This window comes from Ruegeria sp. CI8, assembly GCF_056536865.1.
On sequence record NZ_JBQFQL010000001.1, the window covers coordinates 234,012 to 248,887 of the forward strand.

14 protein-coding genes are annotated in these 14,876 nt (G+C 61.9%); 10 read left to right on the top strand and 4 right to left on the bottom strand.

What is annotated here, in order from left to right; all coding sequences use genetic code 11:
• Nucleotides 1-432, bottom strand: coding sequence for a DUF1489 family protein (locus ACR0DA_RS01115; protein WP_149776173.1), 432 nt, complete (start codon nt 430-432; stop codon nt 1-3).
• 129 nt (nt 433-561) lie between these two features.
• Between ACR0DA_RS01115 and ACR0DA_RS01120 the strand changes: the two genes are divergently transcribed.
• The 3 genes from ACR0DA_RS01120 (at nt 562) to rpsD (ending at nt 4,333) form a co-directional block, all read left to right on the top strand.
• The gene (locus ACR0DA_RS01120) at nt 562-2,844 is read left to right on the top strand and encodes an adenosylcobalamin-dependent ribonucleoside-diphosphate reductase (protein WP_480752673.1); all 2,283 of its coding nucleotides are present in this window, start codon (nt 562-564) and stop codon (nt 2,842-2,844) included.
• 294 nt (nt 2,845-3,138) lie between these two features.
• Nucleotides 3,139-3,516 (top strand): hypothetical protein, encoded by a 378-nt coding sequence (locus ACR0DA_RS01125; protein ID WP_170527655.1) that lies wholly within the window; start codon nt 3,139-3,141, stop codon nt 3,514-3,516.
• Between the two features lie 196 nt (nt 3,517-3,712).
• Nucleotides 3,713-4,333 (top strand): 30S ribosomal protein S4, encoded by a 621-nt coding sequence (gene rpsD / locus ACR0DA_RS01130; protein WP_093964621.1) that lies wholly within the window; start codon nt 3,713-3,715, stop codon nt 4,331-4,333.
• Between the two features lie 67 nt (nt 4,334-4,400).
• Here rpsD and ACR0DA_RS01135 read toward each other — a convergent pair whose 3' ends face one another.
• Nucleotides 4,401-4,862, bottom strand: a complete 462-nt coding sequence (locus ACR0DA_RS01135; RefSeq protein ID WP_170450976.1) for an Lrp/AsnC family transcriptional regulator — start codon at nt 4,860-4,862, stop codon at nt 4,401-4,403.
• Between the two features lie 102 nt (nt 4,863-4,964).
• Between ACR0DA_RS01135 and ACR0DA_RS01140 the strand changes: the two genes are divergently transcribed.
• The 4 genes from ACR0DA_RS01140 (at nt 4,965) to ACR0DA_RS01155 (ending at nt 9,301) form a co-directional block, all read left to right on the top strand.
• Nucleotides 4,965-6,380: an aminotransferase class V-fold PLP-dependent enzyme gene (locus tag ACR0DA_RS01140; RefSeq protein WP_170420243.1), complete on the top strand. Its 1,416-nt coding sequence runs from the start codon at nt 4,965-4,967 to the stop codon at nt 6,378-6,380.
• A 64-nt stretch (nt 6,381-6,444) separates the two neighbouring features.
• Nucleotides 6,445-7,530, top strand: coding sequence for a histidinol-phosphate transaminase (hisC, locus tag ACR0DA_RS01145; protein WP_170444541.1), 1,086 nt, complete (start codon nt 6,445-6,447; stop codon nt 7,528-7,530).
• Nucleotides 7,527-8,447, top strand: coding sequence for a prephenate/arogenate dehydrogenase family protein (locus ACR0DA_RS01150; RefSeq protein WP_480752675.1), 921 nt, complete (start codon nt 7,527-7,529; stop codon nt 8,445-8,447). Before hisC ends, ACR0DA_RS01150 begins: the two co-directional genes overlap by 4 nt.
• Nucleotides 8,444-9,301, top strand: coding sequence for an extensin-like domain-containing protein (locus ACR0DA_RS01155; protein WP_480752677.1), 858 nt, complete (start codon nt 8,444-8,446; stop codon nt 9,299-9,301). Before ACR0DA_RS01150 ends, ACR0DA_RS01155 begins: the two co-directional genes overlap by 4 nt.
• Here ACR0DA_RS01155 and ACR0DA_RS01160 read toward each other — a convergent pair.
• On the bottom strand, nt 9,298-10,299 hold the full coding sequence (locus tag ACR0DA_RS01160) for a DUF2125 domain-containing protein (RefSeq protein ID WP_480752678.1): 1,002 nt from the start codon (nt 10,297-10,299) through the stop codon (nt 9,298-9,300). The genes ACR0DA_RS01155 and ACR0DA_RS01160 overlap by 4 nt on opposite strands.
• Before the next feature lie 67 nt (nt 10,300-10,366).
• Between ACR0DA_RS01160 and ACR0DA_RS01165 the strand changes: the two genes are divergently transcribed.
• The 3 genes from ACR0DA_RS01165 (at nt 10,367) to ACR0DA_RS01175 (ending at nt 13,890) form a co-directional block, all read left to right on the top strand.
• The gene (locus ACR0DA_RS01165; protein ID WP_480752679.1) at nt 10,367-10,897 is read left to right on the top strand and encodes a gamma-glutamylcyclotransferase; all 531 of its coding nucleotides are present in this window, start codon (nt 10,367-10,369) and stop codon (nt 10,895-10,897) included.
• Between the two features lie 68 nt (nt 10,898-10,965).
• A complete protein-coding gene (locus tag ACR0DA_RS01170) occupies nt 10,966-12,144 on the top strand; it encodes a biopolymer transporter ExbB (protein ID WP_170364854.1) in 1,179 nt (392 codons plus the stop codon).
• Between the two features lie 3 nt (nt 12,145-12,147).
• Nucleotides 12,148-13,890, top strand: a complete 1,743-nt coding sequence (locus ACR0DA_RS01175) for a peptidoglycan -binding protein (RefSeq protein WP_480752681.1) — start codon at nt 12,148-12,150, stop codon at nt 13,888-13,890.
• Nucleotides 13,891-13,897: 7 nt separating this feature from the next.
• Here ACR0DA_RS01175 and ACR0DA_RS01180 read toward each other — a convergent pair whose 3' ends face one another.
• On the bottom strand, nt 13,898-14,788 hold the full coding sequence (locus tag ACR0DA_RS01180) for a YHYH protein (protein ID WP_480752682.1): 891 nt from the start codon (nt 14,786-14,788) through the stop codon (nt 13,898-13,900).
• Nucleotides 14,789-14,876 lie beyond the last annotated feature (88 nt).

Here is a 14,876-nt window from a genome sequence, read left to right on the forward strand (position 1 = left end):
TCAGAGCACGCCGATTTCAGCCAAAGCGCGGTTCAGATCCTCGGGCAGGGCGTCGTCCTGCGCACGGCTTTCGGGCAGGTCTGCGGGACTGTCTTCGGGTTTCAGATAGCGCCAGCCCTGAAACGGCCGTTTCTGCGCGCCCTGGGTGCGGTGGACCTGCGGGTCCAGCACGATGGCGCAGCGGCGGATGCCATCCTCACCCGTCACCTCGTCCAGCCGCAAAATGCGCTGGCGGCACTGGATGACACCCTTGATGACCCAGAAGATCGACCCGCCGTTCAGAATCTCGGCCTCGCGCTTGGGCCACATGCGGGTGATGTGGCGGGGCAGGCCGTCCGCGAACCGCCGGCGATAGCTGTCCTGCCAGGCGATCAGGCTGTCAACGCTCTCGGACCCGACCGAGAGTTTCACGAGGTTGATGTACTTATCCACAGCTTTCCCACAGAGTCGTCCCACGGACCATCTTTATATTGTAGCTTACCGTTGCGCGCTATCAAGCTGTTGTGGTTCGGCGCGGGTTTGGGCTAATCTGGATGCCTCTTTCAAGACAGGGAATCACCAATGAGCCGCTTTGCCGCCCCCATCGCCGAGCAGATCTGGGACATGAAATACCGCTTCAAACAGGCGGATGGCACGCCGATCGACAAGTCGGTCGAGGATTCGTGGCGGCGGATTGCGCGCGATCTGGCACGGGTGGAAAAGGACCCCGCGCATTGGGAGCAGAAGTTCTACGAAGCGCTTGAGGATTTCAAATACCTGCCCGCCGGGCGGATCACGGCCGGAGCAGGCACCGCGCGGCAAGTGACCCTGTTCAACTGTTTCGTCATGGGCACGATCCCCGACAGCATGGGCGGCATCTTCGACATGCTGAAAGAGGCCGCGCTGACCATGCAGCAGGGCGGGGGGATCGGCTATGATTTCTCGACCATCCGGCCGCGCGGCGCGGATGTGCATGGGGTGGCCGCCGATGCCTCGGGGCCGCTGTCGTTCATGGATGTGTGGGACGCGATGTGCCGCACCATCATGTCGGCCGGCTCGCGCCGGGGCGCGATGATGGCGACCATGCGCTGCGACCACCCGGATATCGAACAGTTCATCACCGCGAAATCCGACCCGGCCCGGCTGCGCATGTTCAACATGTCGGTGCTGGTGACCGATGCCTTCATGGAGGCGGTCAAAGCCGATGCTTCGTGGGATCTGGTCTTTGACGGTAAGGTCTATCACACGGTGCAGGCCCGCGATCTGTGGAACAAGATCATGCAGGCCACCTATGACTATGCCGAGCCGGGCGTGATCTTCATCGACCGGATCAACCAGGCCAACAACCTGAGCTATTGCGAGACCATCGCCGCCACCAACCCGTGCGGAGAGCAGCCACTGCCGCCTTATGGCGCCTGTCTGTTGGGTTCGATCAACCTGGCGCGGCTGGTGTCAGCACCGTTCGAAGACGCGGCTCGTCTGGACGAGGCGGCATTGCAGGAGCTTGTCGCCACGGCCGTTCGCATGATGGACAACGTGGTGGATGCCTCGAAATTCCCGCTGCCGCAGCAGGCCGCCGAGGCGCAGGCCAAGCGTCGTATCGGTCTGGGCGTGACCGGGCTTGCGGATGCGCTGTTGATGCTGGGTCTGCGCTATGGCTCGGACGAGGCGGCGCGTCAGACCGAGCGCTGGTTGCACGCGATCGCCCGCGCCGCGTATCTGGCGTCGGTGGACTTGGCCAAGGAAAAAGGGGCCTTTCCCCTGTTCGATGCCGAGAAATACCTGGCCAGCGGCACCATGCAGCAGATGGATGACGATGTCCGCGAGGCAATCCGCGAGCATGGGATCCGCAATGCTCTGCTGACCTCGATCGCACCCACCGGGACGATCTCGCTGTATGCGGGTAACGTGTCGTCGGGGATCGAGCCGGTCTTTGCCTATGCCTACACCCGCAAGGTGCTGCAGAAAGACGGATCGCGCACCGAGGAAGAGGTGGTGGACTATGCCGTTCAGATGTGGCGCGACAAGTTCGGCGACGTCGAACTGCCCGACTTTTTCGTGAACGCTCAGACCCTGACCCCGGCCGAGCATGTCAAGATGCAGGCGGCCGCCCAGAAATGGATCGACAGTTCGATCTCGAAGACGATCAACTGCCCCGAGGACATCTCGTTCGATGCCTTCAAGGACGTGTACATGCAGGCCTGGGATCAGAGCTGCAAGGGCTGCACCACCTATCGCCCGAACGACGTGACCGGCTCGGTTCTGACCGTCTCGGAAAGCGACGACAAGGTGCCGGGCGAAAGCGCCGATGCCCCGCACGAGGTGGACGGCGGCGACGTGATCTATATGTCCGAACCGCTGGACCGGCCGCAATCGCTTGAGGGTTCGACCTACAAGCTGAAATGGCCCGACAGCGAACACGCGATCTATTTGACGATCAACGACATCGTCATCGGTGGCCGGCGGCGTCCGTTCGAGGTGTTCATCAACTCGAAGAACATGGAGCATTACGCTTGGACGCTGGCGTTGACGCGGATGATCTCGGCCGTGTTCCGGCGCGGGGGCGACGTGTCTTTCGTGGTCGAGGAACTGAAGGCCGTGTTCGACCCGCGCGGCGGGGCCTGGGTGCAGGGCAAGTACATCCCCTCGATCCTGGCGGCCATCGGCGGCGTGATCGAGCAGCACATGATCGCGATCGGGTTCCTTGAGGGGGAAGGGATGGGGCTGAAGTCCGACCCGCAGGCACAGGTGGTCAACATGGATGCCCCACGCGGCAAGGCCTGCCCGTCCTGCGGCCAGTATGACATGGTGATGATCGAGGGCTGCATGACCTGCCGCAGCTGCGGACACTCGAAATGCGGTTGACGAGTGCCACATAACTGTCGTTAAAGTTGTATTGTGTTTTGCCGGAGTCTCAATTTGATTTGACTCTCCGGCAACATTCTCGTGAAAGCTGCAATTCCGTCTCTTTTCGGCCGGATTCATCATTGATACACCGCTAGTGTACGGGGTGATGAGTTTGAAAGGTCGGGCGGGCAGATGACAGCCGGGTATAACGGTCGCGTAGCAGTATTTTGGTCCCAGACGGAAATTGACGGGCTTGAAGCAGCGCCTGTGGCAGATTTGGCCATTGGAGCGTCTTGGTCGTGGCATGGGTGCATGACACGCTTGCCGGACTGTAACGCGGAATATTCCGTTCAGACTGGACATGATCAGGCGTTGATGGCGCTGGCCGGGCATGGCCCCGAAGCCGCAACGCTGAAGCCGATCGCCACGCTTGCAGTTATCTCATTGACGAATGGGGCGCAGACCTACAAGGCCGAGTTGACGTTGGTCGAGGGTCAGAAAGACGCGGTTTTTCTGTTCCAAAATGGCTGCCCCGCGCGGGGTCAGGACTTCTGGGTGTGCGCCGTCGAAGAATATGCCGACGCAAGCCAGTCGGATGCGGGCAATGTTGTTTCCTTCCCCACGCATCGCAGTTCAACGGAGCAAACGTTGGTTCTTGCGCCGCATATGGCTGCGACCGCCGCTGAATAGGCCGCCCATTCCTTGGGAACTATTTTTTCGTCCACGTATCGCAGCGTGTTGACTCTGGTCTGTTCGCAGATATAAGCGCGGCTTCATTGGTGTTGGTGGCCCCCGCAAGGGGATGCCTGTCATGGGGGAAACCTCAAGAGGACAACGCCCTTCATAGTGGCCTGTCAGGGCCTCGACCTTAAGAAGGAGATCAGCCGTGACCAAACGCACGTCTGCCAAGCACAAAATCGACCGCCGGATGGGCGAAAACATCTGGGGTCGCCCGAAATCCCCGGTCAACCGTCGTGAATACGGCCCCGGCCAGCATGGTCAGCGCCGCAAAGGCAAACTTTCGGACTTCGGTCTGCAGCTGCGCGCCAAGCAGAAGCTGAAAGGCTACTACGGCGACCTGACCGAGAAGCAGTTCCGCCGCATCTACGCCGAAGCCGTACGTGTGAACGGCGACACTGGTGAAAACCTGATCGGCCTGCTGGAGCGCCGTCTGGACGCTGTCGTCTACCGCGCCAAGTTCGTGCCGACCGTGTTCGCCGCACGTCAGTTCGTGAACCACGGCCATGTCAAAGTGAACGGCAAGCGGGTGAACATCCCCAGCTACCGCGTCAAGGAAGGCGACGTGATCGAGGTCCGCGACAAGTCCAAGCAACTGGCCGTCGTTCTGGAAGCCGTTGGCCTGGCCGAGCGTGATGTTCCGGATTACCTTGAAGTCGACCACTCGAAGATGACCGCGACCTTCGTGCGCACCCCGTCGCTGGGCGACGTGCCGTACCCGGTCATGATGGAACCGAACCTGGTCGTCGAATTCTACGCGAAGAACTGATCTTCGCGGGCAGTTTCAGAAAACGGGCCGTACCTGCGAAGGTGCGGCCCTTTTTCATGGCAAACACTCAGATCGGCAGAGGGCGGTCTTCGGCGATCGCCTCCATCGCGAAATACGAGGTCACGCTGTCCAGTTCGACCTTCTCGATCAGGCGCTGATAGACTTTGTCATAGGTCGCCATATCCTGCGTCACGACCCGTAGCTGATAGTCGTAGTCGCCGCCGATCCGGTGGAAATCCACGACTTCCGGAATGGTCAGGACATGGCTGCGAAAGGCCTGCAGCCATTCGGCCGAGTGGTGACGCGTGCGCAGCATAACGAATACGACCAGATTCAGCCCCAGTTTTTCGCGCGCGATCCGGGCCGTCGACCCTGTCAGGACGCCTGCGTCGTTCAGCGCCTTCAACCGCCGCCAGCAGGCGTTTTGCGAAAGGCCGACTCGCTCGGCCAGTTCGCGCTGGGAAAGGGTTGCGTCCTTTTGCAGTTCGCGCAGGAGGCGCTTGTCAATTTGATCTATCTTTTCATTCATTCCAGATCATATGACCCAAAAATTTAATAATTCAAGCAAAGATAGGTGAAGTTTACTCAGATCAAGTAGATCATATTGGAAATGCAATATGGAGCCAATGACATGACCCTGTCCCATTTTCGTGCAGAAATCCAAGCCGCCACTCACAATTCGACCCTGCGCGACGGGCTGATCGGAGAGAACGTTCTGATCCCGGGTCTGCATGGGGACGTGCCGCTTGTCTACGCGGACTACGTTGCCTCGGGCCGCGCCTTGCGGCAGGTCGAGGATTTTGTGGCCCAGCATGTGTTGCCTTTCTATGCGAACAGCCACACCGAGGCCTCCTATTGCGGCTCCTACATGACGCGACTGCGCCGCGAGGCGCGCGCGGAAATAGCCCGCATCGTTGGCGCGAGGGGAGATGACGCGGTGATCTTCACCGGGTCCGGCGCCACTGCGGGGCTCAACCGGCTGGTCAGTTTGATGGGAGTGCAAGAGGCTGACCGGCCGGTTGTCTTGATTGGCCCGTACGAGCACCATTCGAACATCCTGCCCTGGCGCGAGAGCAAGGCGCAGGTCATCGAGATCCCCGAAGGCCCCGAGGGCGGGCCGGACATGGCGGTGCTCGAACAGACGTTGATCGACCATGCGGACTCGGATCTGGTGATCGGGTCATTCTCGGCGGCGTCGAATGTCACGGGCGTGATCACCGACCCTGATCCGGTGACGCGGCTGCTGAAACGGCACGGGGCGCGCGCGGTCTGGGATTATGCCGGGGGCGGGCCCTACCTGCCGATGGATATGGGGCCGGACGATGCGCGCAAGGATGCCATCGTCGTGTCTCCGCACAAGTTTCCGGGCGGGCCGGGGGCTTCGGGCGTTCTGATCGTGAACCGGGGCGCCGTGCGCCGCACCTGTCCTAGTTGGCCGGGCGGGGGCACGGTCAGCTTCGTTTCGCCCTGGCGCCACGACTACAGCACCGATCTGGCCACCCGCGAAGAGGCCGGAACCCCGAACGTGATCGGAGATATCCGCGCGGCGCTGGCCTTTATCGTCAAGGATGCCGTGGGTACCGACGAGATCGCCCGGCGCGAGGCGCTGTACAACCGCATGGCGCTGGATGGGTGGCGTGACAACCCGAACCTGACCCTGCTGGGGGTGGACCATCCTCACCGCCTGCCGATCTTTTCCTTCCTGGTGCGCGACAACACCGGGCAGCCGGTACACCAACAGCTGTTCACACGGATGCTCAGCGACATCTACGGCATTCAGGCGCGCGGCGGGTGTGCCTGCGCGGGCCCCTATGCGCATCGGCTGCTGGGCATCGACAAGGCGGCCTCAGAGGCGCTGCACGCGGCGTTGTCGGCCGGAGAAGAGATGAAGAAACCGGGTTGGGTGCGGCTGAACTTCTCGTACATGATGACCGAGGACACGGTTCAGTTCATCATCGACAGCGTCAACGACCTGTCGCGCCGTACGCAGGAATACGCCCCTTTCTACGCCGCCGATCCGGCAACCGCCCGCTTCAAGGCGGCGTGACGGAATTGCCGCTTTTCCCAAGGCTTTGAGACCTGTATGAGGGGCGCAACCAACGGAGCCCCTCATGAACAAGATCATCCCGCAACCCGGCATCATGGACATCGCGCTGTATCAGGGCGGCCAGTCGCATGTCGAGGGCGTGGAAAACGTCATCAAGCTGAGTTCCAACGAAAACCCTTTTGGCCCCAGCCCCAAGGCGATCGAAGCCGTGCGCGACAGCGCCACGATGCTGCATCGCTATCCGGTGACCGATCACTACAACCTGCGCGCGGCGATCGGCGAGCGGCACGGGCTGGACCCCGACCGGATCATTTGTGGCGTGGGGAGTGACGAGGTGCTGCAATTCGTGGCCCAGGCCTATGCCGGGCCGGGCGACGAGGTGATCCATACCGAGCATGGATTCTCGATGTATCCGATCATCGCCCGCATGGCCGGCGCGACTCCGGTCGAGGTGCCCGAGCGCGAGCGCAAGATCGATGTCGATGCGATCCTGGCCGCGGTGACCGACCGCACCCGGATCGTGTTCGTGACCAACCCGGGCAATCCGACCTCGACCATGATCTCGGACGCCGAGCTGACGCGCCTGGCCGAGGGCCTGCCGAAGACCTGCCTGATGGTTCTGGACGGCGCCTATGCGGAATTCGCGCCGGGATTTGACGGCGGCGCCGGTCTGGTGGACCGGTTCGACAACGTGATCATGACCCGGACCTTCTCGAAGATTTACGGGCTGGGCGGGATGCGGGTCGGCTGGGGCTATGCGCATCGCGAAATCATCGACGTGCTGAACCGCGTGCGCCAGCCCTTCAATCTGTCGCTGACGGCCATCGCGGCGGCCGAGGCCGCCGTGGCCGATGTGGAATATGTCGAGTTCTGCCGGGCCGAAAACGCCCGCCTGCGCGAATGGCTGTCGGCCGAGCTGGCCAAGATCGGCGTTCCGTCCGATCCGTCCTGCACCAATTTCATCCTTGCGCGTTTCGCGGATCAGGCCGAGGCCGAGGCCTGCGACGCCTATCTGCAATCGAAAGGTTTGATCGTGCGCCGGGTTGCGGGCTACAAGCTGCCCAACGCGCTGCGGATCACCGTGGGCGACGAAAAGGCCTGTCGCCGCGTGGTTGCGGCCATCACCGCGTTCAAAGGGGGCGCCGCATGAGCCAGATCTATGACCGCGTGGCGCTGATCGGGTTGGGTCTGATCGCCTCGTCGATGTACTGGGCGGTCAAGCGTGCCGGGCTGGCGCGCGAAGTGACCGGCTATGCCCGGTCCGAGGCCACCCGCGACACCGCACGGCGCATCGGTCTGTGCGACCGGGTCTGCGACACCGCGCAAGAAGCGGTCGAGGGTGCCGATCTGGTCGTGCTCTGCGTGCCGGTGGGCGCAATGGGCGCCGTCGCCAAGGACATCGCGCCGGTGCTCAATCCCGGCGCAACCGTGTCGGATGTCGGTTCGGTCAAGCGGCACGTCATTGAGGAGGTCGGCCCGCATATTCCCGAAGGCGTGCATTTCGTGCCCGCCCACCCGCTGGCCGGAACCGAGCATTCCGGCCCCGAATCCGGTTTTGCCGAGCTGTTCGACAACCGCTGGTGCCTGCTGGTTCCGGTTGAAGGGTCTGATCCCGAGGCCATCGCCCGCTTGCGCGCCTTGTGGGAAGGGATGGGATCCAATGTCGACGAGATGGATGCCGATCACCATGATCTGGTTCTGGCCGTCACCAGCCACGCGCCGCACCTGATCGCCTATACGATGGTGGGCGTCGCCGACGACCTGCGGCGCGTCACCGACTCCGAGGTCATCAAGTACTCGGCTGCCGGTTTCCGCGATTTCACCCGGATCGCGGCCTCGGACCCGACCATGTGGCGCGACGTGTTTTTGACCAACAAGGATGCGACGCTGGAAATCCTCGGCCGTTTCACCGAAGAGCTGTTTGCCCTGCAGCGCGCGATCCGCACGGGCGACGGTCAGCACCTGTTCGACTATTTTACCCACACCCGCGCAATCCGGCGCGGCATCATCGACGCGGGTCAGGACACCGACGCTCCTGATTTCGGGCGCGTAAAGGCCAAGTCATGAAACTGATCAAAGGCAAAGCTCTGACGGTTATAGCGATGGTATGGGCCGGCGCAGCCACTGCATCGGCCCCCGACACATCACCGGTTCCGGTTGCGCGGCCATCCCCGGTGTCAGAGCTGGTGCAGGCCGCTTATGTCCCGGCAAGTCCGGCGACGCCGATCGCTGTACCAGCGAAGATGCGACCCGTGGTGCGGCCCGTATCCCCTCAGGTGCTGGCCGTGGCAGCGCGCCCGGCCGACCTTCCGCTGCTTGGACCGGATACCTCGCTCAAGCCCTATCTGCGGTCCGAGGCGTTGGAACAGCAAGTCCTGTTCAAAAAGCGAAAACTGCGTAAAGGATCGGTGTGCGGTGACATCGCCATTCAGGGCAAGGCCGTGGGCTCGGTTCCCGGCAAGATCAAAGCCTGCGGGATCAAGGACGCCGTCCAGATCACATCGGTGTCCGGCGTGGTTCTCAGCCGCCCATCGACGATGGATTGCGGCACGGCGATCGCATTGAACAAATGGGTCGACAAGACCGTCAAACCGACGTTCAAACGGCGCGGTCCAGTGATCGAATTGCAGGTAGCTGCGCATTACGCCTGCCGTACCCGGAACAACCGGAAAGGTGCCAGGATCTCGGAACATGGCAAGGGTCGGGCCATTGATATCTCGGGGTTCAAAATGGCCGATGGCGAGGTGGTGACGGTTCTGGACGGTTGGCGCAAGAACCCCTCGAAGAAACAGCTGACCAAAATCTGGCGCGGAGCGTGCGGGCCCTTCGGCACGGTGCTGGGCCCGAATTCAGACCGCTATCATCAGAACCATTTCCACCTTGATACCGCCCGTTACCGCAGCGGACCCTACTGCCGCTAACGCAGGATCAGACGCGGGGCCGGGCCCAACGGCAATGGTCCCAAAGCCACGAACCCGTCGCGGAAATTCAGCTGCAGGTCCAGCGCGTTGGGGTTGCCCCCCAGACCTGCCAGCAGGTTCAACGCCCGCGTGACCGGATCAACGGCCTGATCGGGCAGGGCACCTGCAGCATTGGCCATGGCGATCATATCACGCCAGTTCTCGGCTTTGACCGCAATCTCTCCAACCGGAATGCCCTGTTCATCAACCTCCAGTTCGCCAGTTGCAAACAGACGCAATTCGCCCCATTGCACCTCGGCCAGATGCAGGTCGATCAACCGAGGTTGAGGGCGACGTTCTTCCAGCGCGGAACGGTCCCAGGTTTTGTCGAAGGTGACATTCATGTCCAGTTCGAGTGTCTCGAAGGCTTGGGGCAGCGAAGCAGCCGTTCGCATCAGCGCGCGCAGGTCTTCACCGGGCGTGAAGGCATCCGAACTGACCCCGATCGCATAGCTCTCGGGCTGGGTGCCTTGTTCCATGACCAGGGCAAGTGACTGGCCGGCAGCCATGTCGGTTCCGTCTTCGGTCACCGACCAGTGGGCCGATGTCAGGGCCATCTTCTCCAGCTCCAGCGCGACGCCCGGACGCAGATTCAGTTCCGCCTGAAGGCTGTCGGCCAGGATGATTGCGGTCTGGTCGAAATAGGACAGCCGCTGCGGCGTATCCGCAAAGCGCAAGATCTGTCGTCCGGGCCAGATGGCGGGGCTTTCGAATTCGATCCAATCCGCGCTCCAGGCTGTGCCGTTCACCGGATCGGCCAGCGCTACACTGTTCAGGCGGGTCACGTGGTGCAGCGGAAATCCGGCGATTTCCACGTCGGAATAGTCGGCCTGCCATCCAAGATCCTGCTGATGCGCGAACCAACCGGTGATGGCGCTGCGCAGCCCATACCCGGCTATGGCCCAATACCCGCCCCAGAGGATGGCCAGAAATATGAACACTCGTACCAGTCGGCGCATCGCAAATGGCCCTTTTTCCTGCCTTGGAATTGATGTTTATAGGCCTAAACGGGCAAGGACCAGAACTATGACGATGTGGGTATTCGGATACGGGTCGCTGTTGTGGAATCCGGGCTTTCCGGTGGCCCGGTGCGAACAGGCTACACTTCACGGCTATGCGCGGTCATTCTGCATGCGGTCGATCCATCACCGCGGAACCGAGGAGAACCCCGGACTTGTCTTGGCTTTGGACGAACACCCGGATGCCCATTGCAAGGGCTTGGCGCTGGCGGTCGAACCAGGCCATGAGGACCGCACCCTCGAGGAACTGCGCGAGCGTGAACTGATCTCGTCCGCCTACGTGGAGAAGATGCTGGATGTGCATCTGGACAGCGGCCAGACGGTGACGGCAGTGACCTATGTGATCGATCCCGACCACGTGCAGTATTGCGGGGGTCTGCCGCTGGAGGAGCAGGCGCAAATCATCGCGCAGGCCGTGGGCGGCCGCGGCCCCAACCCCGAGTATCTTTACAATACCGCTGAACACCTGTCCGAGATCGGGTTGCACGACCCGGATCTTGAGTGGTTGGCGCAACGGGTGCGCAGCCTGACCGCATAAACCCTTGGCCTTGCCACCAGATTTTCGATAGATTCGCCTTAGAGCAGGCAAAACCGGGAAAGACGCGCATGGCGCATGTACAGCAGGGCGCGAGACCGCATTTCTCGCAACCGATCCGTCAAATCGTGATGATGCTGATCGCCATCGGGCTGTCGGGCCTGGGCGTGTTCATGGCTCTGCCCTACGTGCTGCCGGTTTTTTATGCCAACCCCTATCTGAACGGATTCATCCTGCTGGTCTTTGTCATCGGCGTCGTGGCCTGTTTCTATCAGGTGACCCAGTTGATCGGTTCGGTTCGCTGGATCGAAGCGTTCGTGGGCGGCGTCGTGCGCGAAGACGCTCGTACACCGCAGCTGTTGGCCCCTTTGGCGTCGCTGCTTCGCGCGCGCGGCGCGAAATCGCAGATCAGCTCGACATCGACCCGGTCGATCCTGGATTCTGTTGCGGAACGGGTCGAGGAAGAGCGGGAATTCACCCGCTACATCACCAACGTACTGATCTATCTGGGTCTTTTGGGCACATTCTTCGGCTTGGCAACAACGGTTCCTGCAATTGTCGACACCATTCGCAGCCTGAACCCGCAAGAGGGCGAAGAAGGCCTGGCCGTATTCAATCGTCTGATGAGTGGCCTCGAATCCCAGCTGCAAGGCATGGGCGTGGCGTTCGGGTCCTCCCTGTTGGGGCTTGCCGGATCGCTTATCGTGGGTTTGCTCGAATTGTTCGCCGGCCACGGGCAGAACCGCTTCTACCGTGAGCTTGAGGAATGGCTGTCGTCGATCACGCGCGTCGGATTTGCCGCCGGAGATGAAGGCGGTGCGGAACTTGCGGTGCTGACCCCGGTCCTTGATTCCATGTCCGAGCAGATGGACGCGCTGCAGGACCTGTTCGCGGCCCAGGAGGCGGATCGCGCCGAGGTGTCGGCCAAGCTGGGTGCATTGGTCGATGTCATCGCGGACATGAACCAACGGCAGGCGGAAAGCGAAGGGGTCACCGCCGCGCTTGAGCGGATCGCGTTGGGGCAGGACGCGCTGCTGGATCATATGCGTGAACATGGTGCGGGCGAGGGGATCGACGCCGAAAGCCGAATGCGGCTGCGGTCGATGGACGTGCAGCTTCTGCGCATTCTCGAAGAAATCTCGGCCGGTCGCCAGGACAGCATGAACGAACTGCGCAAGGATTTCGAGCTGCTGGTCAAGGCGCTGACGCTTCCGCGCGGGGCGGCGCGCCACACACCGGGCGGAGAATAACACATGGCCCTGTCTCGTCGAACCGGTCAGCGTTTCCAAGGCTCGGTTTGGCCCGGCTTCGTTGATGCAATCACGGGGCTGCTGATGGTCATGACCTTTGTGCTGACCATTTTCATGGTCGTGCAGTTCGTGCTGCGTGAAACCATCTCCGGACAGGAAGACGAGCTGACGGCCCTGTCGGACGAAGTGGCCGCCCTTGCGGATGCCTTGGGCCTGGAAGAGCGCGAGAACAGCCGCCTGCAGGCCCGGTTGGGGGCACTGAACACGACGCTGTCGCAGGCCGAAGAGGATCTGAGCCAGGCGCAGGCCTTGATCTCGTCACTCACCTCGGAGCGTGACCAGCGCGCGGCGGAGTTGGAAGAGGCGCAGACTCGTATCACAGGGTTCGAAGCGCAAGTTGCCGCGCTTTTGGCTGATCAGGCGCGCGCGCAGGGCGATATTGCCGAATTGGAATCCCAGCGCGAGCAACTGCTTTCCGAGCAGGAGGCATTGAACCTTGCCTTGGCACAAAGCCGTGCGGAGGTGGATGCCCAGGCCGAGGCCGCACGGCTGGCGGCTGCACGCCGCGAAGCGCTGGAGGCCTTGGTAGCCGACCTTGAGCAAGCGGACAGTGCGCGCGCGGCCCAGATCGCGGAATTGCAAAGCCAACTGACTGAAGAGGAAGCCGCCCGCGTCGCCGAGGCTGCTGCCGCTGAGGCACTGCGCAACAGATTGCAGAATGCGGATGCCGAATTGACGGCCATGACCCTGGCACTGGAAGAGCAGCGTAAACAGGCCGAGGAAACACTGACACTGTTGGCCGCCGCTCAGACGGCCAAAGCCGAGCTTGAGCGGCAATTCGGTGAGTTGAATGACGAAGAGCTCAAGGCTCAGCTTGAAGCAGCCCTTGCGGCGCGAACCGAAGCTGAGGCCGAGGCCGAAAGTCAGCGGACGCTGGCCGAGCAGCGTGACGCCTTGCTTGCCGTTGCCCGGGAAACGATCGCCACCGAAAAGGCTCTTTCCGCCAAGGCGCAACGCCAGACGGCCTTGTTGAACCAGCAGATCGCCGCATTGCGCGGCCAATTGGGGTCGTTGCAGGCGCTGCTGGATGACTACAAGGACAGGAATGCCGAGGCCGAGGTGCAAATTCAGACCCTTGGTCAGGACCTGAACGCGGCCCTTGCCCGGGCCGCTTCCGAAGAACGGCGCCGCCGCTTGTTGGAAGAGGCCGAACGCGTCCGCCTGGAGGCCGAGGCCGAGAAACTGGCCGGCCAGAATCAGGAACTTACGGCACAGGCCGAAGACCTGCAGCGGTACCGCTCCGAGTTCTTTGGTCGCCTGCGCGACGTACTGGGCAACCAGGAAGGCGTTCGGATCGAGGGCGACCGCTTCGTATTCTCGTCCGAGGTGCTGTTCCCACCCGGTTCGGCGGTTCTGTCCGAGGATGGCCGGCGCGAGGTCGCGAAAGTGGCGGGCATTCTGAGTGGGATTGCGGCGGACATTCCGCCCGAATTGAACTGGGTCATCCGGGTCGACGGTCACACGGACAATATCCCGCTGAACGGAACAGGACGGTATCGAGACAATTGGGAGCTCAGCCAAGGGCGGGCGCTGTCGGTCGTGCGCTACATGGTCGAACAGTTGGGCATTCCGCCGGAACGTCTGTCAGCAAACGGATTTGGAGAGTTTCAACCTGTCGATACGGCGGACACTCCGGAAGCGCGGGCAAAGAACCGTCGCATCGAATTGAAGCTGACCGAACGCTAAGCCAGTGTCAGCGCGGCCCGAAGCGGAAGCTGGGATCGGGTGTGCCCGCAAAACAGCGTGGAACAACCGGGTAGTCATCGGTCAGAAAATACGCGTAGGTGCCCGAAGGAAACTCGGTCGAAACGGTCATGGCGCCATTGCATTCATCGAGCGTTCCAAGTCCTGCCACGAACTCGTAGTCTTCGTTGAACGTTCCATCATGTCGTCCGTCAGGAGCGGCGCCGCCCGGGCGCTGTCCGGCCTTCAGCCGGTAGGAAGAGGTCATTTGCGTGACCTTGCCGCCTACCGAACCGGTTCGGGCGTAAATCGGAAACCCGTCCGCTGCATACCCGATCAACGGAGAGTGTTCTTTCGGTGACCAGCCCTGCATTTCGATAAGGCCGGTCGGAACCCCGTGGTAGTGATATTTTCCGTTTGGTTGGACATGTGCGAAATTGGCATCGAGCCCAAGGGCGATCGCACCACCCAAGGCATTGTAGGACCAGCCCGACCGGGGATCGCCGTGCCAGAATTCAGCGGCCAGTGGGTCAAAGACGACCCCAGTCAGAGTCACGCCAAAGTTCCACCCCATGCGCAGAGGCGTCGGGGTTGCAGTCGCCCTCGGAACGGCCGGCAGGTTCAACTTGACCGACTGCTCGGCGATTTGATGGGGGTTGCCGTTGTTCGGAAAGCGGCCGACCAGATGATTGGGGATGCCATTGCTGGTAATCGACAAGGCGCGGCCTTCTTCGGTGATCTCTGACCTGTTGACGCCTGGGTCGACGGTCGCCGGTTCCAGGTTCAACGGTTGGGCATGGGTTTCGTCATGAAAGCGAAACCGATGCTGGGCAGAGGCGATTACGCCGACGACCGAGGCCGCGAAGGCGATGCTCCATATGACGGCGATTTTTATGGACACTGCGCTGCTCCACTCCAAAGGCTTTGGTCTGAAACGTGGCGCGCAGCGGTTTCCGTCGCTGGGAACTGTCTTTTTGGCGAATACTGGC